This window comes from Micromonospora sp. NPDC049139 (assembly GCF_055586845.1).
The window spans coordinates 115,044-134,417 of record NZ_JBVJHK010000018.1 but is presented as its reverse complement, the minus strand read 5'-3'; the positions used below and the strand labels follow the sequence as shown (position 1 = coordinate 134,417).

Here is a 19,374-nt window from a genome sequence, read left to right as displayed (position 1 = left end):
GCGCCGGCGGTCGTCGCCCCTGGGGCCGCCGGCCCCCGGCGACGATGTCGCACCCGTGGTCCATGATCCTCGTCGTGACGGCGGCGCCGGGTCCATCCGGTGTCGGCGTGGTCACGGCGGCGCCGCGCGGCGGCGGACGGGAGGTTCGGACAGTGGCGGACGCGGAACTGGCCGCGTGGAGACGGCGCAGCACCGTGCGGGTGGTGCCGCCCGCACGGCCCCGCAAGCTGGCCAAGGTGCCCTTCGTGGAGCTGGCCGACGGGCGGCTGCAGGGCGTGGTGTCCAGCGGGTCGGACGTCGAGCGGGTCTACGTGTCCTCGATCGCGGCCGGCACCCACGCCTACCACTGCAGCACCAACAACAACCGCCCCTGCGGCGGGCTGCGCGGTGCCCTGTGCAAGCACCTGCACGCCCTCGTGGACGAGGCCGTCCTCCAGTACGGCGTCGACCGGGTCGCCCGCTACCTGCGGGTCGAGGTCGGCGACGGGGCGAGCGGTGGCGCGGACCTGATCGCCGCCCTGGACGCGCGGCACGAGCCGACGCCCGCCGCGGTCGTGTTCAGCCGCTTCCTGCGCCACCTGTCCTATCTGGAACTTCCCGGCAGCACGGCGCCCCTGCCCGAGCTGCACTGGTTCCCGGCCACCGGGGCGGGCCGCTGATGCTCGGCACGCAGCTCGCCGTCCTGCGCGACGGCGCACCGACCGGTCTGACCGACGCCCTCGACCTCGTCGCCGGTCTCGACGGCGCCCTGGTCCGCGGGTTCGCCCGGGTCAACGAGGAGGACGCGGCGGCGCTGGCCGCGCTGGCCGGAGCGCTCGCCCCCACCCCGCTCGGCGACCTGGTGGCCGAGGCGGTCGGCAAGGTGACCGCCGGTTCGGTGACCGAGGACCATCTCGTCGCCCTCGCCGGTGCCCGGTGCGCGCTGCTCGGCGCGGCCCACGACGCGCTGCTCGGGCAGCTCGACACCGCCCTGGGCCGGGCGCGCGCCCCCTGGGCGCCGGGCCCGCCCGGGCCCGCTGCGGACGCGCCGCCGCCGCTCGCCGGCGTCCGCGCGTGGCTGCACGAGCTGGCGCTCGCGGGGTGGGCCGGCGTCGACCACGAGCTCGTCGCCGCGGCCGCGACCCCGATCGAGGCCGCGCTCGCCGAGCCGGGCCTGCGTCGGCTGGCGGTGCTGCTCGACGGCCTGGCCGCCGAGCTGCGGGCCTGCGCGCCGGTCGCCACGATGGCGCATCCGCCGGTCCGGCGCTGGGCCGACCTGTGGGCGCGGGGCCTGCTGCTCGCCCAGGACGCGGCGGCCGTGGCCGCCCCGCCGGCCGTCGAGGAGGTGTCCGGGCGGCTCCTCGTGCTCGGTGTCGACGTGCACGAGCACGACACCGCCGTGCAGGCACAGGTGCACGGCATCCTCGAGCCGGCCGATGGTGGGACGCCCCGCCTGGTCCGCGCCGCCGTCGGGGCGGTCAAGGTGGAGACGATCGTCGGGCCGGCGCTGTGGCGCCTGCTGGACGCCCACCCCGTGCTGTTGGCCGCGCTGGCCGAACGACGGGGCCTGACGGTCAGCGGCCTTCCGCTGCGCGGCGCCGATCTGATCTGGCGTGACGACCGGGCGCGACCCGGCGAGGCAGCCGACCCGTTCGCCACCGCGCGGGTCCTGCTGCCGGCGGCGGTCGCGGCGGCGCCGGCGCCGCTGGACCGGCACCCGGTCGGGATCGCCGAGCCCGTCCTGCTGGAGGGCTACACCGTGCGCGACGACGACGGCGCGCTCACCGTCGAGCTCGACGGCCACCCGCTCGCCGTCGCGGTCGACCGGCTGCCCTCCTGCGGCCCGCTCACGCCCGACCTGGTCGCGGCCTCGTCGGCGTGCCTCGGCCTGGTCCGGTGGGACGACGGCCGGTGGCTGCTCCAGCCGCTGGCGGTGCAGGCCACCGTCAAGCGCAAGCCGGTCGGCGCGCACGCCGGCGACTGGGCGTGCGGAGTCACCGACCCGAAGGCCGCCAAGGCCGACGCCAAGGCGGGCGACGCCGTGGCGGTGCTGCGCGAGCGCGCGGGACGGTTGCTGCGCCGATGACCGACTCCCTCGCCCCCGCGGACCACGCCGACGCCAACCGGCGCCAGGTGCTCTACTGGCGCCTGCTCGCCCGGCTCTTCGACCCCGACGAGCAGCCCGCCCTGGAGTCGGCCAGCATGGCGGTCGTCGACGACCTCGGCCTGCCGGCCGCCCTGCTGGACCCGGCGGTGTCGGTGGACACCGTCGTCCAGCGCTTCCCGGCCCTCGCCGCCGAGCTGCGCGGCCTGCTCCAACCGGAGCAGGACGCGGGCGCGGGCGCGCCGCCGGGCGGTGGGCCCACCCCGCCCGACCCCGCCGCCACCACGGACGCCGGGGCCGGCGCCGACACCGGATCGAGCGCCACAACGGGCACCGGATCGAGCGCCACGACGGGCACCGGGTCGGGCGTCGACCTCGGGTCCGGCGCCGATACCGGGTCGGGCGTCGACGGCGGATCGGGTGTCGACCTCGGGTCCGGCGCCGATACCGGGTCGGGCGTCGACAGCGGATCGGGTGTCGACCTCGGGTCCGGCGCCGACGCCGGGTCGGGCGGTGCGGGATCGGGCGGTGACGGGCCGGCGACCGGGCCGGGCGCCGCGGAGGTGCGCCGCGCCGCGCTGGTGTCGAAGCTGCTGCTCAACGTGTTCGCCACCGGCCACGGGGCGGTCGACGCCGGTCAACTGGCCCGGTGGCAGTCCGACGCGGGCTGGTTCGAGCAGGCGCTCGGCCTGGAGCCCGGGGGGCTGCGCCGGCAGGGCGGCACCGACGGCCTCGGCGGGGTGCTCGCCGGCCTGGAGGGCGACCTGGTCCGCCGGATGCACCTGCGGGAGGTGCTGGCCGACCCGGCGCTGGCCAGCCGGCTGACGCCGAGCATGTCGCTGATCGAGCAGCTCCTGCGGGACAAGGCCAACCTCTCCGGCGTGGCTTTGGCCAACGCCAAGGCGCTCATCCGCCGCTTCGTCGACGAGGTCGCGGAGGTGCTGCGTACCCAGGTCGCGCAGACCAGCGTCGGCGTCGTCGACCGGTCCGTGCCGCCGAAGCGGGTGTACCGCAACCTCGACCTCGACCGCACCATCTGGCAGAACCTGACCAACTGGAGCCCGGAGGACGAGCGCCTCTACGTCGACAAGCTCTACTACCGGCAGACGGCCCGCCGGGTCACGCCGGCCCGGCTGATCGTGGTGGTGGACCAGTCGGGCTCTATGGTCGACTCGATGGTCAACTGCACCATCCTCGCCTCGATCTTCGCCGGGCTGCCCAAGGTGGACGTGCACCTGATCGCGTACGACACGCGGGCGCTGGACCTGACGCCGTGGGTGCACGACCCGTTCGAGGTGCTGCTGCGCACCAACCTGGGCGGCGGCAACGACGGCCCGGTCGCGATGGCGCTGGCCCGCCCCAAGATCGTCGAGCCGAGGAACACGGTCATGGTGTGGATCTCGGACTTCTACGAGTTCAACCGCTCCCAGCCGCTGTTCGACGGCATCGAGGCGGTGCACCGCTCCGGGGTGCGGTTCATCCCGGTCGGCTCGGTCAACAGCTCGGGCCAGCAGAGCGTCAACCCCTGGTTCCGGCAACGCTTCAAGGACCTGGGCACGCCGGTGATCTCCGGCCACATCCGCAAACTCGTCTTCGAGCTCAAGAGCTTCCTCACCTAGGAGAACGAACCCCTCATGTCCGAGATGCTGCGTGCCCCCGCCGAGGTCAAGTACGCCGAGGAACTCGACTACCTGGAGTCGGTCGACACCGACCCGAAGCCGTTCTCGTGGCGGCTGAGCCCGCGGATGGTCCGACTGTTCGTCCTCGGCTCGGAGCGGGCCGACGGGCTCGACCGGGAGATCCCGCAGAAGTGGTTCGGCGACCGTACGTTCGTCGAACGGAGCATCGTGACCCTGGCGTCGGACCGGGGCCTGCTGCTGATCGGCGACCCGGGCACCGGCAAGAGCTGGCTCGCCGAGCTGCTGGCCGCCGCGGTCTGCCGCAACTCGACCCTGGTGGTGCAGGGCACCGCCGGCACCACCGAGGACCACATCAAGTACTCGTGGAACGTGTCGATGGTGATCGCCAGGGGGCAGTCCCGGGAGTCGATGATCCCGTCGCCGATCATGACGGCGATGGAGCAGGGCGTGGTCGGCCGGTTCGAGGAGTTGACCCGCTCCACCAGCGACGTGCAGGACGCGCTGATCTCGATCCTGTCGGAGAAGTACGTCTCCATTCCGGAGCTGGACCGCGACAACATCGTCTTCGCCAAGCCCGGCTTCTCGATCATCGCCACCGCGAACAGCCGGGACCGGGGCGTGAACGACCTCTCGTCCGCGCTCAAGCGGCGGTTCAACTTCGTCCGGATCCCCGTGGTGACCAACAAGCGCAGCGAGGCGGAGATCGTCCGCTTCCGCACCGAGGAGCTGCTGCGCCGGCACCAGATCACGCTCGACGTGCCGCCCACCCTGCTGGACATCCTGTTGCAGAGCTTCGCCGACCTGCGTGCCGCGGCCTCCTCGGCGACCAGCGACGACGAGAAGCTGGAGTCGGCGCTGTCCACCGCCGAGCAGATCGGCGTCCTGGAGGACGCCATCCTGCACAGCCAGTTCTTCGGCGACCGCACCCTGCGCGCCGCGACGCTGGCCGGGTCGCTGGTCGGCTCCCTGGCCCGGCGTAGCCCGGAGGACCTGGCGATCCTCAACAAGTACCTGCACGGGGTGGTGGAACCGCGCGCCAAGCAGGACGGCGGCCCCTGGGAGGGCTTCCTCGACGGCGGCCGCCAGGCCATCGCCTCCCTGTCGTGACCGCGCCCACCGAGGCCGGGCCGTTCGGTGAGCTGCGCCAGCAGCTCACCGCCGCCGCCACCGCCTTCGCCGACAGTCCGGGCGCCGTCGCCGACATCCTCGCCGGCATGGTCGACGACGTCGACCGTGCCCTCGGCGAGGAACTGGAGATCTTCCCGGTCTGCCACCACTCGCCGGCGTCCGCGCTGGCCATGGTCCGGCGGCTGCGCGCCAAGCAGCCGAAGGTGATCTACCTGGAGCTCTGCGAGGACCTCCAGCCGCTGCTGGGCGAGCTGCGCAACTGCCGCCTCCCGGTGGCGGTGCAGGCGTTCGCCTCCGAGCTGGAGGGCTTCCCGGCCGACTGGGGGCCGCTCAGCGTGGTCGCGCCGATCACCGAGGCCAGCGCCGAATACCAGGCCATCGCGTACGCGCTGGAGACGCCCGGGGTCGAGCTGGTCCTGGTGGACCGCTCCACCGACCACGTCTTCCAGTGGCTGCCCCGCCCACCCGGCACCGCCGACGATGCCCCGGCGGGCGGGGACGTCGAGCCGACCGCGCCGGCGGAGGAGGAGGCGGCCCTGCACGGGGACGCCGTCGGGGTCGAGATCGGGGACCTGCGGCCCCGCTTCGCGGAACTCGAGGCGTACCTGCTGCACCACGGCAAGGTGCGGCACTGGTCGGAGTGGTGGGACCAGTACGTCGAGCAGCCGCTCGCCGACGCCGACCACGACACCTACCGGCAGGTGATGCTGCTGATCGGCAGCCTGTTCCGGCGGCTGCGCCCGGCCGGGGCGGACCGGCGCGACCGCGACGAGGACCGGGAACGCCACATGTGGACCCGGATCCGGGAGCACCTGGCCAGTTCGGGTGCGGATCCGGCGGAGTGCCTGCACGTCTGCGGGGCGTTCCACGCCGCCAGCCGGGTCGAGCAGTTCGGCCTGCGTTCCGACGTCCCGTTCGAGATCAGCCCACGTACCGGCACCCGGTGGCACTACGGCTTGATCCCCTCCAGCCACTCCGCCATCGAGGCGCAGTTCGGGCTCGCGGCCGGGTCGGTGTCGATCGCCGCGGCGACCTGGACGAAGGCGGTCGCCCGGTCCGGGCTGTCGCCGTTCCAACTGGAGGGGCAGCGCGGCACCCGCACCCGCGCCGGGCGCCGCCGCGCCGCACCGGTCCCGGTGCCCGCCGCCCCGGTCGCCGACCGGCTCTCCGGCTACCTCGGGCGGCCACCGGCGGTGCAGGGCCTCGACGAGGCGGAGCTGCGGGGCTGGTGCGTCGACATCGTCCGGCTGGCCCGGCGCAACGGCTACCTGGCCAGCACCGCCGACGCCATCGCCGTCTTCGAGACCTCGATCCTCCTCGCCGGCCTGCGCAACCGGGCCCGCCCCACGCCGTACGACTTCGCCGACGCGGCGGTCACCTGCATCGAGAAGGACGTCGTCCCGGGGCGCCGGGACGTCCGCCGGCTCTGCGAGATCCTGTTCGGCGGCGACCGGATCGGCCAGGTGGGCTACGAGGCCCTTCCGCCGCTCGCCCGCGACGTCCACGACCGGCTCGCCCCGCTCGGGCTGGACCTGGAGAAGCGCCCGGTCCAGCGGGCGCTGCTGGACCTGCACGCCGACCCCGGGCTGGCGCCCTGCTCCGACCTGCTCTGGCGGCTGCGACACCTGCTGCCCCCCGACGCGGTACGACCCATCATGGGCGAGCGCCGGTTGGGGCACCGCTCGATCCAGGAGAGCTGGGACCTGGCCCTCGGCCGCCACCAGCGGGCGCTGATCGAGCTGGGCTACGAGGGCGTCACCGTCGAGCAGGTGCTGGAGCAGCGGCTGCGGCGCGCCGTCCGGGGCCCGGACGCCACGGCCTCGGTCGCGCTGGAGGCCGTCGAGGACGCCGTACGACTGCTCGACAGCCCGCGCCTGGTCGACGAGCTGGGCAACCGGGCGGTGGAACTGCTCGCCGCCGAACGCACCGTCGACGACGCCCCCGAGGTGCTGCGCCGGATCCGGCGGCTGCTGGCCCACCATCGCGCCACCGGGCCGCTGCCGGCCTGGTGCGAGGCGTTCGTGACCACCGGGTACGCCCACTACTGCACGCTGCTGCCCACGGCGTTCGTCGACGAGGGGAGCGGGGTCCGGCAGGTCGGCGCCATGCTCGGCTTCCTGTTCGGCATGGAGAGCCTGGCGCTTTCCCTGGGCTGCGACCGGTCCCAGCTCGAACTCGCCGTCGCGCAGTCCCACCCGGAGGCGCCGGCCAAGGTCGCGCTGCTCTGGGTCGCCCGGCACCAGCTCGGCCTGCTGTCCCTGGCCGAGCTGCGCCGGCGGTGCGCCGACCTGCTCGGCAACCCGCTGGTGGTGCCCGCCTTCCCGCAGTACCTCAGCGGCTTCGTGCAGGCCCTGGAGTCGGTGCCGGGGCTCGCCCCGTTCGTCGTGGAGGTGATGTCGTCCGCGTTCGCCCGGCTGCCCGATCCGGTCCTGCTGCCCTGGCTGCCCACGCTGATCACCACCCTGCGCGACCACGGCCCGGAACTGGTGCCGCTGCTGGTGCGGGAGGCGGGCCGTACCTTCCCCGCGTCGCTGCCTGCGCTGGACGCCTGGGTGCCGCCGTGGTCGGCGTCGGCGTCCCCGCCGGCGCCGGCGGTCCCCGCCGTCGCGTCCGGCCCGGTGGCCACCCTGCTGTCCGGCCACCCGCAGGCCGTCGACGCCGTCGCCGCCCTGCTCGGCTGCGACGGCGGGTGGCGCGAGGAGGCTGCCGCCACGCCCGCCACCCCGCCGGGGCTGACCGCCCTGCTGGCCACGCATCCGGCGGCCGCCGACGCCGTGGCCGCGTTGCTGACGGGCGAGCCGGGCTGACGGCGGGCCGGCGGGACGTCCGACCCGCACGGCGGGCCGATGGCGCTCGTCGGCCCGCGGACCACCGTCGGCGAGCTGGTCCGGCGGCCCTGACCGTCGTCGGCGTCGGAGGCCGCCGGACCCGGAGACCGGACGTGGCCGGGTGTCGTCTCCACGCTCGTCGCGCGTCCGTCAACGACGTGGCCCAACCCGTCGGCGGCCGGGTCGCCGGATTTCGCGCGCGGGTTGTCGATCCGGGCTCGCCTCGTTCGTGTGGAGGATGAGAGGCCGGCGGTGGCGCCGGCCGTCGACACGAGGAGAAGCCATGAAGCAGTACCTGCTCAGCATCTACCAGCCCGGCGGCGAGGAACTGGTGGCCCCGGAGTTCCTGGCCGGGGTGATGCGCGAGCTGGGCGCGATCCGCGAGGAGCTGGAGGCGTCCGGGTGCTGGGTCTTCGGCCAGGGGCTGCACGCGCCGGACACGGCGACCGTGCTGCGGCCGTCCGACGGCGACGTGCTGGTCACCGACGGGCCGTTCGCCGAGGGCAAGGAGTACCTCGGCGGCTTCACCGTCATCCGGGCGCCCGACCTGGACGCCGCGCTGGCGTGGGGCCGCCGGTACGCGCTGGCCACCACCCTGCCGATCGAGGTGCGCCCCTTCCAGGGCGAGGACTGAGCGTGTCGGACGTGGAGGCGGCGTTCCGCGCGGAGTACGGCCGTGCGGTCGCCGTCCTGGTCCGCCTCCTCGGCGACCTCGACCTCGCCGAGGAGGCGGTGCAGGAGGCATTCACGGTGGCGGTGGCGCGGTGGCCCGAGACGGGGCCGCCGCCCAGCCCGGCCGGCTGGATCATCACGACCGCCCGGAACCGGGCGATCGACCGGCTGCGGCGGGAGGCGTCGCGGGCCGACCGGCACGCCCAGGCCGTCCTGCTGCACACCCGCGACGTGCCGGCCGGGGAGGGACCCGTGCGCGACGACCGGCTCCGCCTGATCTTCACCTGCTGCCACCCGGCGTTGGGCCAGGCGGCCCGGGTCGCGCTGACCCTGCGGCTGCTCGGCGGGATGGGCACCGCCGAGATCGCCCGGGCCTTCCTGGTTCCGGAGGCGACGATGGCCCAGCGGATCGTCCGGGCCAAGGCCAAGATCCGCGACGCCCGCATCCCGTACCGGGTGCCGGGGGACGCCGACCTGCCGGACCGGCTCTCCGCCGTGCTGGCCGTGCTCTACCTGATCTTCACCGAGGGGCACACCGCCAGCTCCGGCGACCGGCTGGTCCGCGACGACCTGTGCGCCGAGGCGATCCGGCTGGGCCGGCTGCTGGTGGAGTTGATGCCGGACGAGCCGGAGGCGCTGGGGCTGCTGGCGCTGATGCTGCTCACCGAGGCGCGCCGCCCCGCCCGCACCACCGCCGACGGCGTGCTGGTCCCGCTGGGCGAGCAGGACCGCCGCCGGTGGGACGCCGGGCTCGTCGCGGAGGGGCAGGCCCTGGTCCGCCGGTGCCTGCGCCGCGACCGGCCCGGTCCGTACCAGATCCAGGCCGCGATCGCCGCCGTGCACAGCGACGCGCCCAGCGCCGCCGGCACCGACTGGGCCCAGATCCTCATGCTGTACGACCAGCTCACCGCGTGTGCCCCCGGGCCGGTGGTGGCGCTGAACCGGGCCGTCGCGCTGGCCGAGGTGGCCGGGCCGGCGGTGGCGCTGGCCGCCGTCGACCGCCTCGACCTGGCCGGCTACCACGCGTTCCACGCCGTCCGGGCCGACCTGTTGCGCCGGCTGGGCCGGGCGGGGGAGGCGGCCGAGGCGTACCGGACGGCTGCGGAGCGGACGGACAACGCGGCCGAACGCGCCTTCCTGGCCGCGCGGGCGGTCGCGGCACGATCCGGCGTATAGCGCCGCCCGACGGCGGTCGCCCCGGCTCGCCAGCGCGCTGCGGGCGGCCGGGGCTGCGCTGCGGGGCCGCCGGGCCGCCGGGCCGTGCTGCGGGCCGCCGGGACAGCGCTGCGGGGCCGCCCGGCCGCCGGGCCGTGCTGCGGGCCGCCGGGACAGCGCTGCGGGGCCGCCGGAGCGTGCAGCGGGCCGCCGGCGGTCCCCGGGCACCGCCGGACGGCCGGGCGGCGGTGCCCGGCGTTTGCTCGCTCCCGGGGCCGGGAACGCGGGTCTCCCGGCAGCGCGGCGCCCCGGCGCGCCGCCCGACGAACGGACGCTCGACGGCCCATGACGTACCGCCCGGCAGTCACCACCGCGGTGCCCGACCTGGCCGCCCTCACCCTCGGGGTCGAGGAGGAGTACCTGCTGCTCGATCCCCGGACGGGGGAGAGTCTTCCGGTCGCCGACCGGGTGCTCGCCGCCCTGTCCGGGACGGCCCGGGACCAGAGCCGCCAGGAGTTCCGGCACAGCATGGTGGAGATGGTCACGCCGGTCACCGCCGACCTGACCGAGCTGCGCGCCCACCTGGTGGCGCTGCGCCGTTCGGCCGCCGACGCGGCCCGTGCCGCCGGGGCCCGGCTCGTCGCGGTCGGTGCCACCCCCGTGCACGAGCCGCACCGGACGGTACCGGACAAACCTCGCTACCACGCCATGTCCCGCCGCTTCGGCCCGGTCGCGCACGATCCGGCGGTCTGCGGCTGCCACGTCCACGTCGGGCTGCCCGACCGCGAACTGGCCGTCCAGGTGTGCAACCACCTGCGCCCGTGGCTGCCGGTGGTGCAGGCGGTCACCGCCAACTCGCCGCTGCACGACGGCCGCGACACCGGGCACGCCAGCTGGCGCTCGATGCAGCTGGAACGCTGGCCCAGCATCGGGCCGACCCCGCACTTCGAGTCGGCCGCCGACTACGACGCGACCGTGGACGACCTGATCCGCGCCGGGATCATGCTCGACGCCGCGATGGTCTACTGGTACGCCCGCCCCTCCACCGCGTACCCCACGGTCGAGATCCGGGTGGGCGACGTCTGCCCGGGCGTGGACGACACGGTGCTCGTCGCCGGCCTGGTCCGGGCGCTCGTCGCGACGCTGGCCGACGACGTCCGCGCCGGTGTTCCCGCCCCCCGGATCCGGGACTGCCTGGTCTCCGCCGCGCACTGGCGGGCCGCCCACGACGGACTGGAGGGCGACCTGATCGACCTGCGCTCCGGCGACGCCCGTCCCGCCTGGGACCTGGTCGACGAACTCGTCGCCACCGTCGCGCCCGCCCTGGCGCGCCACGGCGACCTCGACCACGTACGCGACCAGGTGGCCCGGGTGCGCCGGGACGGCAACGGCGCCACCCGGCAGCGCCGGGTGATGGCCCGCACCGGCAACGACGTACGGGCCGTCCTGGACCACCTGGCCGCCGAGACCCTCGCCTGCTGAAGCCGCCCGACCCGGGTGCCGAGGCGGACCGGGGGCGTGCCGGTCAGCGGATGTCGTGGGACTGGAGCCACAGCTCCAGCAGGCCGAGCTGCCACAGCTTGTTGCTGCCGGCAGCGGCCTGCGCCCGGTCCGGCACCGCGAGCAGGTCGTCGAGGTACTCACGGCGGAACAGGCCGCGTTCCCGGGCGGCGGGGGCGGCGAGGGCCTCGGTGACGAGCTGCCGCACGGGGCCGTCGACGTTGCGCAGCGCCGGCACGGGGAAGTAGCCCTTCGGCCGGTCGACCACCTCGGCCGGCAGCACCTCCCGGGCGATCTCCTTGAGCACGCCCTTGCCGCCGCCGGCCACCTTGTGCTCGGGCGGGCAGGCCGCCGCGAGGGCGACCAGGTCCTGGTCGAGGAAGGGCGTGCGCACCTCCAGCCCCCACGCCATGCTCATGCTGTCCACCCGCTTCACCGGGTCGTCGGGGAGCATCAGGTGGGTGTCCAGGCGCAGCACGGCGTCCAGCGCGGTGTCCGCCCCGCTCGCCGCCAGGTCGGCGGCGAGCAGTTCGCGGCTGGCGTCGCGGTCGCAGGCGTACGCGGGGCTGACCACCCGGCACAGTTCGGCGTGGTCCCGGTCGAAGAACGCGTCGGCGAAGGCGTCCGCCGCGCCGTCGCGGGGCACCCGGGCGAGGGGCTGGTGGTAGCCGTAGCCGGCGAAGACCTCGTCGGCGCCCTGCCCGGACTGGGCCACCTTGACGTGCCGCGCGACCTGCTCGGACAGCAGGTGGAAGGCGACCACGTCGTGGCTGCCCATCGGCTCGGTCATCGCGTGGACGGTCCGGCGTACCGCCGGGACCAGGTCGTCGTCGGCGAGCCGGATGCGGTGGTGGTCGGTGTCGAAGGCGCGGGCGACGAGGTCGGAGTAGTGGAACTCGTCGCCGACCTCGCCGCCGCGGCTGTCGAAGCCGATGCTGAACGTCTGGAGGTGGTGCTGCCCGGCCTCGGCCAGCAGCGCCACGATCATGCTGGAGTCCAGGCCGCCGGAGAGCAGCACGCCGACCGGGACGTCGGCGACGAGGCGCCGTCGAACCGCCGTGCGCAGCGCGCCGCCGATCGCGGCCCGCCAGTCCCGCGCGTCCATCCCGCCGTGGGCGGGGTCCCGGGCGTAGTCGGGCCGCCAGTAGACGTGCTCGCGGCTGCGCCCGTCGGCCTCCACGACCCGTACGGTGGCCGGGGGGAGCTTGCGCACGCCGCGTAGCACGGTGCGGGGCGCCGGCACGATCGAGTGCCAGGACAGGTAGTGGTGCAGCGCCACCGGGTCGATCGTGGTGTCCACGTCGCCGGCGCGCAGCAGCGCGGGCAGGGTGGAGGCGAACCGCAGCCGGCCGGGGGACTCGGCCAGGTACAGCGGCTTGATGCCGAGCCGGTCGCGGGCCAGCACCAGCCGCCGCCGCTGCCGGTCCACGAGGACCACGGCGAACATGCCGACCAGGTGGTCGACGAAGCGTTCGCCCCACTGCGCGTACGCCGCCAGGATCACCTCGGTGTCGCTGGTGGAGTGGAAGGTGTGCCCGGCCTCCCGAAGTTCGTCGCGCAGTTGCGGGTAGTTGTAGACGCAGCCGTTGAAGACCAGCCCCAACCCGAGGTCCTCGCGCACCATCGGCTGGCCGCCCGCCTCGGAGAGGTCGATGATGGTGAGGCGGCGGTGCCCGAGGGTCACCCAGCCGTCGTTCCACAGGCCCTCGCCGTCGGGGCCCCGGGACCGCATCGCCTCGGTCATCCGGGTCACCGCGTCGGCGTCGGGCGTCGACCCGTCGAACCTCGCCTCGCCACTGATGCCGCACATCGTCAGCGGTCACCGGCTTTCGGGGGAACCGGACCCACCGTCACCACTCCCGTCGGCGTCGCAGGTGGCGGACCACCCGCTCGCAGGGGCCCGGTCCCGTCGCCAGGACGGGCGGCTGGGCTACCCGACCCCGGGCGGGCCAAACCCCCGGCACGTGGCCCGGGCCGGCCCGCGGGGCGGTGCCGGCCCCGTCGGCGGCCGGTCAGTCGCGCAGCGTACGCAGGATGCGGGCGAGCTGTGCCCGGTCGGCCGGCGTGAGGCCACCGAAGAGGTCCTCGGCGGCGGCCCGGCGGGCGGCGTGGATGGCCTTGCCGGCCCGCGTGCCCTCCTCGGTCGGGGCGACCAGGGTGGCGCGCCGGTCCGCGGGGTCGGGTCGGCGTCGCACGAGGCCGCGCGCCTCCAGGTCGTCGACGACCTCGGTGGCCGAGCGCGGGGCGATGCGGAGGTGCTCGGCGAGCGCGCCGGGCCGCAGCGCGCCGTGCCGGATGAGCACGCCGAGCGCCCGGGACTGGCCGGGCGTGACGTCCCAGGGCGCGAGCGCCTCCCGGGTGCGGTGCCGAAGCCGCCGGGTCACCGCCCAGAACGCCTCGGCGAGGCCGTCCCCGGCATCGTCGGTGTCTCCGGTCACGGGAATACGGTAGCAGGAGGAGCTGTTGTTCCCTCATGTTGAGGTAACCTCAGCATCCCCGACGTGAGGAAGTACCCCTTGGAACCCCACCCCTCCGGCCGCGACCGCGGTCCCCGCAAGGTCAGCGCCGCCGAGAAGGCACAGGCCCGCCAGGTGTCGCTGCGGCGCATCGGCCGGCTGTTCGCCCGGCACCGGGGCGCGCTCGCCACGGTCACCGCGATCATCGTGGTGTCCTCGGTGCTCGCCATGGCCTCCCCCTTCCTGCTCCGCGCCGTGATCGACCGGGCCCTGCCGGAGCGCGACCTGGCGCTGCTCGGCTGGCTGGTGGCCGGCATGGTCGCGGTCGCCGCGGTGACCTCGGTGCTCGGCGTCCTCCAGACCTGGATCTCCACCCGGGTCGGGCAGCAGGTCATGCACCGGCTGCGCACCGACGTCTTCACCCACCTGCAACGGCAGTCGCTGGCGTTCTTCACCCGCACCCGCACCGGCGAGGTGCAGTCGCGGATCACCAACGACATCGGCGGCATGCAGAGCGTGGTCACCTCCACCGCCACCTCGATCGCGTCCAACCTGACCACCGTGGTGGCCACCGCGGCGGCGATGGTCGCGCTCTCCTGGCGGCTCTCGCTGGTCTCCCTCGTCGTGCTGCCGCCGGCCGTCTGGCTGACCCGCCGGGTCGCCCACCTGCGCCGCGAGATCACCGCGCGACGCCAGCGCGAACTCGCCGACCTCAACGTCACCGTCGAGGAGGGGTTGTCGGTCAGCGGCGTACACCTGGCGAAGACCCTCGGCACCGGCCCGGCGCTGGCCGCGCGCTTCACCGCCTCGTCGGCCCGCCTGGTCGACCTGGAGCTGCGCTCCGAACTCGCCGGCCGCTGGCGGATGGCCTCGATGAGCGTCGTCTTCGCCGCCATCCCGGCGGTCATCTACCTCAGCGCCGGCCTGCCCGGCGCCGCCGGCACGCTCAGCATCGGCACCCTGGTCGCCTTCACCGCGTTGCAGGGCGGGCTGTTCCGGCCGCTGATGGGCCTGCTCAACGTGGGCGTCTCGGTGACCGCCTCGCTGGCGCTGTTCGCCCGGATCTTCGAGTACCTGGACCTGCCGGTCGAGGTCGACGACCCCGCCGAGCCGGTCGACGTCGACCCGCGCCGGGTCCGGGGCGACCTGCGGTTCACCGACGTCACCTTCAGCTACCCGGGCAGCGACACCGCCGCGGTCGCCGGGATCACCCTCGACGTGCCGGCCGGCACCGGCCTCGCCCTGGTCGGCGAGACCGGCTCCGGCAAGAGCACCCTGGCCGCGCTGGTCAGCCGGCTGCACGACCCGACGAGCGGCCGGATCACCGTCGACGGCGTCGACCTGCGCGACCTGCGCCTGGCGGACCTGGCGGCGATCGTCGGCGTGGTCAGCCAGGAGACCTACCTGCTGCACACCACCGTGCGGGAGAACCTGCGCTACGCCCGCCCGGACGCCACCGACGCCGAGATCGAGGGCGCCGCCCGCGCCGCCCGGATCCACGACCTGATCGCCGGCCTGCCCGACGGGTACGACACGGTCGTCGGCTCGCGGGGGCACCGCTTCTCCGGCGGCGAGAAGCAGCGCCTCGCCATCGCCCGCACGCTGCTGCGCGACCCGCGCATCCTGATCCTCGACGAGGCCACCAGCGCGCTGGACACCGAGACCGAACGCGCGGTGCAGCGGGCGTTCGACGAGGTGGCCCGGGGCCGCACCACCATCACCATCGCCCACCGGCTCTCCACCGTGCGGGACGCGGACCGGATCGCCGTGCTCGACCACGGCCGTATCGTCGAGTCCGGCACCCACGACGACCTGCTGGAGCGCGCCGGCCGCTACGCGACGCTGGCCGCCTGACGGCCGGGGCCGCCGTCGGCGGTGTGCGTCGACACCCGACCCCGGGCCGCCCGCGCGGCCGGTGGACGATCACAATCAGGCGGTGCAGCGTCGGGGGTGGACATGGGCCCTGCTCGTCCTCGTGGCCGTCGTCGCGGCGGCCGGGACCGCCTGGGTCTGGTTGCGGTACGACTTCGAGAAGGTCAACTGGGCCTGGGGCGTGATCGCCGGTGTCATCGCCGTCTACGTCGTGCTGGACCAGGTCCTCACCAACCGGCAGGCCGGCTCGGCAGCGGCGGCGGTCCACCGCCGGGCGGCCGCGGACGAACTCTTCGAACTGGTCCGGCGCGAGCCGGGCGACGAGGCGCTGCTGCGGGCGGTCGACGAGCCGTACCCGCTCCCGGTGACCTGGCGTACCGCCGCCGAGCGGCTCCTGCCGTCCTGGCGGGCCATCGGCCGGTCCAGCGAGGCCGGTCCGATGGACCTGTCCGGCCGCCACGGGACACTGTGGAGCCGCTACCGGAGCATCCCGTCCGGGCGGTTGCTGGTGCTGGGACCGGCCGGATCCGGTAAGTCGGTCATCGCCCTGCGGATGGCGCGTGAGCTGCCGCCGCACCGGGACCCCGAGGCGCCCGTGCCGGTGCTGCTGCCCGTCGCGTCGTGGGACCCGACCGTGGAGACGTTCCGTGACTGGCTGGTGGACCGCCTCGCCCGGCGGTACACGCAGCTAGCACCCCGCCATCCCCGTCGCGTGGCGGTGCTGCGGGACCTGGTCGAGACGGACCTCGTCGTGCCCGTGCTCGACGGCCTGGACGAGGTGCCCGAGGAGCGGGTGACCGCCTGCCTCGAGAAACTCAACGAGTTGCCCACGCAGCGCTTCGTCCTGACCTGCCGGACGTCGGTGTACGAGAGGTACCTCGACCAGGGCGAGAAGGTGCGCGGCGCCGCGGTGGTGGTGATCGAGCCGCTGGTGCCGGACGAGGTGGCGGAGTACCTGGTCGACGCCGCGCCCCTGCACCAGGCCGGCAACTGGTCGACCGTCGCGGCGCGCATCGACGGCGACGCGGAGCTGAGCGGGGCGCTGGCCACGCCGTTGATGGTGGCGATGGCCCGCAGTGCGTTCGACCAGCCCGGCACCGACCCCCGCGACCTCGTGCCGCTGGCGGCCAGCCGGGGGCGGGGCGCCGTGGAGGACGAGCTGCTGTCCCGGGCGGTCGACGCCGCGCTGCGGTCGCGCCGGGGCGCCCAGGGGCTGCGCCGGTGGGAACCGGAGCGGGCCCGGCGCTACCTGACCTTCGTGGCCGCGCACCTGGAATCGCTCGGCGTCCGCGAGTTCCGCTGGTGGCAGCTGCCGGCCGCGCTGCCCCGGTTGTTCTGGGCCGTCGTCGGCGGCCTGCGTACCGGGCTGGCGGTGTGGCTGGCCCTCGCCCTCGCCGGGGAGGCCCTCCGGTCGGTGGCCGGGATGGTCGCCGACCCGGGCACCCGCGAGCTGCTCACCGCCCTCGCCGACCATCCCGCCGACCTGGGGGTGGCGGCCGCCGCGGTGGCCGTGCCGGCCGCCGCGCTGGGCGGTGGCGCCCGCGACCCGGGCAGCCGGCCCACCCGGGTGGTGTTCGTCGGCGGCCGGGGCGCGCTCCGCGAGGGGGTGCTCGACGGGCTGCTCCGGGGAGCGTTCTGGGGGTTCCTGACCTGGTTCGTGCTGTGGCTGTTCACCCCGCCGCCCGAGCTGGCCGCCGCGACGGGCCGGCTGCCCGGGCTGACCGGATGGCCGGTCGAGCTGCGCGCCGCGGTCGTGCTCGGCGCCGCCTGGTTCGCCCTCGTCGCGGTCCGGTCCGCGCTGCGGATAGACGTCGCCGCCCCGGCCGCGGAACTCGGGGCCACCGGCGTGGTCGAGACCGTCCGGGCCGACCGTGCGGCGACGATCGCGTCGGTGGTGCCGAGCGTCGCCGCCGGGTTCGTCGGTGTGCTGGCCGGCTCCGCGCTGCTGTGGGTGACCGGCCTGCTGCCCCGGCTGCCCTCGCCGCAGGCCCTCGGCTACGCCGGGCTCGGCGCGGGGCTGGGCTGGTGGGTGCACACGCGCGGGGACGGCGCGTGGGTCCGGTTCTGCCTGGCCCGGGTGGTCCTGGCGGCAGGCGGCCGCCTGCCGCACCGGCTGCTGGCGTTCCTCGGCCACGCCGAGACGGTCGGCCTGTTGCGGCACGGCGCCGGGGCGTACCGGTTCCGGCACGGCCGCCTGCAGAGCCGGCTGGCGGCGGGCTCGCTGGCGGGGCGGCGGGGCGGCCGGCCGCGCGAGGAGTTCGGTGTCGAGCTGGCCCGGGCGGGATACTGGCCGGAGGCGCTCGGCGTGTTCGCCGCCGTCACGCGGGCCCGCGCGGCGAACGTCGGGCCGGCCGACGACCTCACGCTGGCCGCGCTGCGCAAGGCGCTGCTGGTGGGCGCCGCCGCCGGGGAGTGGAGCCGGCTGGGGGAGCTGTTGGCGCCCATGCCGGCACCGCTCGCGCGCACGGGTGCGACGCCGGTGGCGGCGCAGCGTCGGCGGGTGTCCGAGCTGGTTGCCGCCGCCGCGCCGCTGGCCGAGCTGCGGGCCGCCGGCGACGAGCTGCTGCGTGGGGAGGAGCAGGCGGGCGAGCCCCTGTCCGCCACCCGGGAGTTCCTGGCGGCCGTCCGCTACGCGGAGGGCGACGTCGACGCGGCTCGGGAGCACCTGGAGCGGCTGGTCGCGGTGGAGAGCGACGACGACGGCGCGGGCCGGTCGACGCCCCTCGGCGCGGGAATGCTGGCCCGGATCATGCTCGACGGGGACGGGGACACCGGCGCGGCCCTCGCCCTCTGCCACGAGCAGCTGCTCCTGGCCGACTGCCCCGACGACTCCGACGACCGCACCGATCCGCTGCTGCTCGTGCAGGCATGGTGCTGGTCGGTGGCGGTGCTGCGGCGCGTCGTCGACGAGCGGGCGGAGGTGCGCGACCGGCTCCGGGCCGTGCTCGCCGAGCGGCGGGCCCGCGGGCGGCGGATGGAGCTGGGCCGACGGGAGCTGGCCGAGATCGGCTTGCAGGCGTGCCACGCGGTGGTCGGCCACCCGACGCTGGGGGCACCTGCGGCGGCCGCGGCCCGCAGGCTGGTCGACGTGTTGTCCGCCCCCGACATCGCGGCGCGGACCCTGCGCCGCGGCGCCCCGATGTGGCACGACGGCTGACCGGTCGGCAGACTCCTGCCGCGTCTCAGAACCGTCTCGTAACGTGTCTCATTATTCGACGACCGGGTCCAGGTGGCGGTAGACGGTGGCCCGCGAGACCCCCAGCGCGGCGGCGATCTCGTCCGCCGAGTGGCTGCCGGCGGCGTGCATCCGCCGCGCCGCCTTGACCTGCTCCGGGCTCATCGCCCGCGGCCGGCCGGGCCGGCGTCGGCCGCTCGCCGCGCCGCCACCGTCCCCGGCCGCGCCCGGTTGGTCCCCGGGCGGCGCGCCGTCCAGCAGGCGGTGCGCGCCGTCGAGCATGTCCGCCCGCAGCACCTCGTCGGGCACGTCGGCGAAGAAGACGACGGGGTCGCTGCACATGGCGACCGCCTGCACCGCCCGGACCCGCTCCCGCCGCCCGGCGTCGGGCCCGGCGATGAGGTCGTTGGCCCGCATCGCGATCCGCATCAGCCGGTTGAACGTGTCGCCGCGCGTGATCAGGGCGATGTCGTGGAAGAGCATGCCGAGCGGGCGGCGGTGGGTCAGCATGGTGTCCACCCAGCCCTCCAGCACCGCCCGACGCGCCCGCTCGGGCGGCCCCGCCTCGGCCGCGTCCAGCAGTGCCTCCAGGTCGGCGACCAGCGGCTCGACCAGGGCCGTGAGCAGGTGCTCCTTGGTGGGAAAGTGGTAGAGGATCGCGGCCTTGGTCAGCCGCAGCCGCTCGCCGATCTGGCGCAGCGGGGTGCGCTGGTAGCCGTGCTCGGCGAACAGGTCGAGCGCCGCGCGCAGGATCCGGGTGCGCGTGTCGTCGGGTGCCTCGACGGTCATGCCGGCAAGCCTAGCCGCGTCTGACCGGTGGGTGACACCACCGTTGATTCGGCTGACCATCGGTCAGTACAGTGGG

At 75.5% G+C, this 19,374-nt stretch carries 13 protein-coding genes; 10 read left to right on the top strand and 3 right to left on the bottom strand.

Features of this window, described 5'->3' with window-relative positions; translation table 11 throughout:
• Positions 1-152: 152 nt before the first annotated feature.
• From ACZ6Q9_RS26330 to ACZ6Q9_RS26295, 8 genes are all read left to right on the top strand, one after another.
• Positions 153-659: a hypothetical protein gene (locus tag ACZ6Q9_RS26330; protein ID WP_357701971.1), complete on the top strand. Its 507-nt coding sequence runs from the start codon at positions 153-155 to the stop codon at positions 657-659.
• The gene (locus ACZ6Q9_RS26325; protein ID WP_396829883.1) at positions 659-2,065 is read left to right on the top strand and encodes a hypothetical protein; all 1,407 of its coding nucleotides are present in this window, start codon (positions 659-661) and stop codon (positions 2,063-2,065) included. Before ACZ6Q9_RS26330 ends, ACZ6Q9_RS26325 begins: the two co-directional genes overlap by 1 nt.
• Positions 2,062-3,702 (top strand): VWA domain-containing protein, encoded by a 1,641-nt coding sequence (locus tag ACZ6Q9_RS26320; protein ID WP_396829884.1) that lies wholly within the window; start codon positions 2,062-2,064, stop codon positions 3,700-3,702. Before ACZ6Q9_RS26325 ends, ACZ6Q9_RS26320 begins: the two co-directional genes overlap by 4 nt.
• Before the next feature lie 15 nt (positions 3,703-3,717).
• The gene (locus ACZ6Q9_RS26315; protein ID WP_393266487.1) at positions 3,718-4,830 is read left to right on the top strand and encodes an ATP-binding protein; all 1,113 of its coding nucleotides are present in this window, start codon (positions 3,718-3,720) and stop codon (positions 4,828-4,830) included.
• The gene (locus ACZ6Q9_RS26310; protein ID WP_393266485.1) at positions 4,827-7,658 is read left to right on the top strand and encodes a DUF5682 family protein; all 2,832 of its coding nucleotides are present in this window, start codon (positions 4,827-4,829) and stop codon (positions 7,656-7,658) included. The genes ACZ6Q9_RS26315 and ACZ6Q9_RS26310 overlap by 4 nt, the downstream gene beginning before the upstream one ends.
• A gap of 304 nt (positions 7,659-7,962) precedes the next feature.
• Positions 7,963-8,313, top strand: a complete 351-nt coding sequence (locus ACZ6Q9_RS26305) for a YciI family protein (protein ID WP_393266484.1) — start codon at positions 7,963-7,965, stop codon at positions 8,311-8,313.
• Positions 8,314-8,315: 2 nt separating this feature from the next.
• On the top strand, positions 8,316-9,527 hold the full coding sequence (locus ACZ6Q9_RS26300) for an RNA polymerase sigma factor (RefSeq protein WP_393266481.1): 1,212 nt from the start codon (positions 8,316-8,318) through the stop codon (positions 9,525-9,527).
• A gap of 324 nt (positions 9,528-9,851) precedes the next feature.
• A complete protein-coding gene (locus ACZ6Q9_RS26295; protein WP_393266479.1) occupies positions 9,852-10,988 on the top strand; it encodes a carboxylate-amine ligase in 1,137 nt (378 codons plus the stop codon).
• A gap of 43 nt (positions 10,989-11,031) precedes the next feature.
• Here ACZ6Q9_RS26295 and ACZ6Q9_RS26290 read toward each other — a convergent pair whose 3' ends face one another.
• On the bottom strand, positions 11,032-12,816 hold the full coding sequence (locus ACZ6Q9_RS26290) for an N-acetylglutaminylglutamine amidotransferase (RefSeq protein WP_396829886.1): 1,785 nt from the start codon (positions 12,814-12,816) through the stop codon (positions 11,032-11,034).
• A gap of 202 nt (positions 12,817-13,018) precedes the next feature.
• Complete coding sequence (locus ACZ6Q9_RS26285) at positions 13,019-13,444, bottom strand: MarR family winged helix-turn-helix transcriptional regulator (protein WP_396829888.1); 426 nt, start codon at positions 13,442-13,444, stop codon at positions 13,019-13,021.
• 78 nt (positions 13,445-13,522) lie between these two features.
• Between ACZ6Q9_RS26285 and ACZ6Q9_RS26280 the strand changes: the two genes are divergently transcribed.
• Complete coding sequence (locus ACZ6Q9_RS26280) at positions 13,523-15,316, top strand: ABC transporter ATP-binding protein (RefSeq protein ID WP_396829975.1); 1,794 nt, start codon at positions 13,523-13,525, stop codon at positions 15,314-15,316.
• Between the two features lie 82 nt (positions 15,317-15,398).
• Positions 15,399-18,491, top strand: a complete 3,093-nt coding sequence (locus ACZ6Q9_RS26275; protein WP_396829890.1) for an NACHT domain-containing protein — start codon at positions 15,399-15,401, stop codon at positions 18,489-18,491.
• Between the two features lie 51 nt (positions 18,492-18,542).
• Here ACZ6Q9_RS26275 and ACZ6Q9_RS26270 read toward each other — a convergent pair whose 3' ends face one another.
• Positions 18,543-19,298 carry a TetR family transcriptional regulator gene (locus ACZ6Q9_RS26270; RefSeq protein ID WP_396829891.1) on the bottom strand — a complete coding sequence of 252 codons (756 nt, stop codon included), beginning with the start codon at positions 19,296-19,298 and terminating at the stop codon, positions 18,543-18,545.
• Positions 19,299-19,374: the final 76 nt, after the last annotated feature.

Coding starts and splice junctions, on each gene's coding strand:
- ACZ6Q9_RS26270 (WP_396829891.1), bottom strand. CDS start 19,298: ATGACCGTCGAGGCACCCGACGACACGCGCACCCGGATCCTGCGCGCG.
- ACZ6Q9_RS26325 (WP_396829883.1), top strand. CDS start 659: ATGCTCGGCACGCAGCTCGCCGTCCTGCGCGACGGCGCACCGACCGGT.
- ACZ6Q9_RS26305 (WP_393266484.1), top strand. CDS start 7,963: ATGAAGCAGTACCTGCTCAGCATCTACCAGCCCGGCGGCGAGGAACTG.
- ACZ6Q9_RS26290 (WP_396829886.1), bottom strand. CDS start 12,816: ATGTGCGGCATCAGTGGCGAGGCGAGGTTCGACGGGTCGACGCCCGAC.
- ACZ6Q9_RS26315 (WP_393266487.1), top strand. CDS start 3,718: ATGTCCGAGATGCTGCGTGCCCCCGCCGAGGTCAAGTACGCCGAGGAA.
- ACZ6Q9_RS26320 (WP_396829884.1), top strand. CDS start 2,062: ATGACCGACTCCCTCGCCCCCGCGGACCACGCCGACGCCAACCGGCGC.
- ACZ6Q9_RS26295 (WP_393266479.1), top strand. CDS start 9,852: ATGACGTACCGCCCGGCAGTCACCACCGCGGTGCCCGACCTGGCCGCC.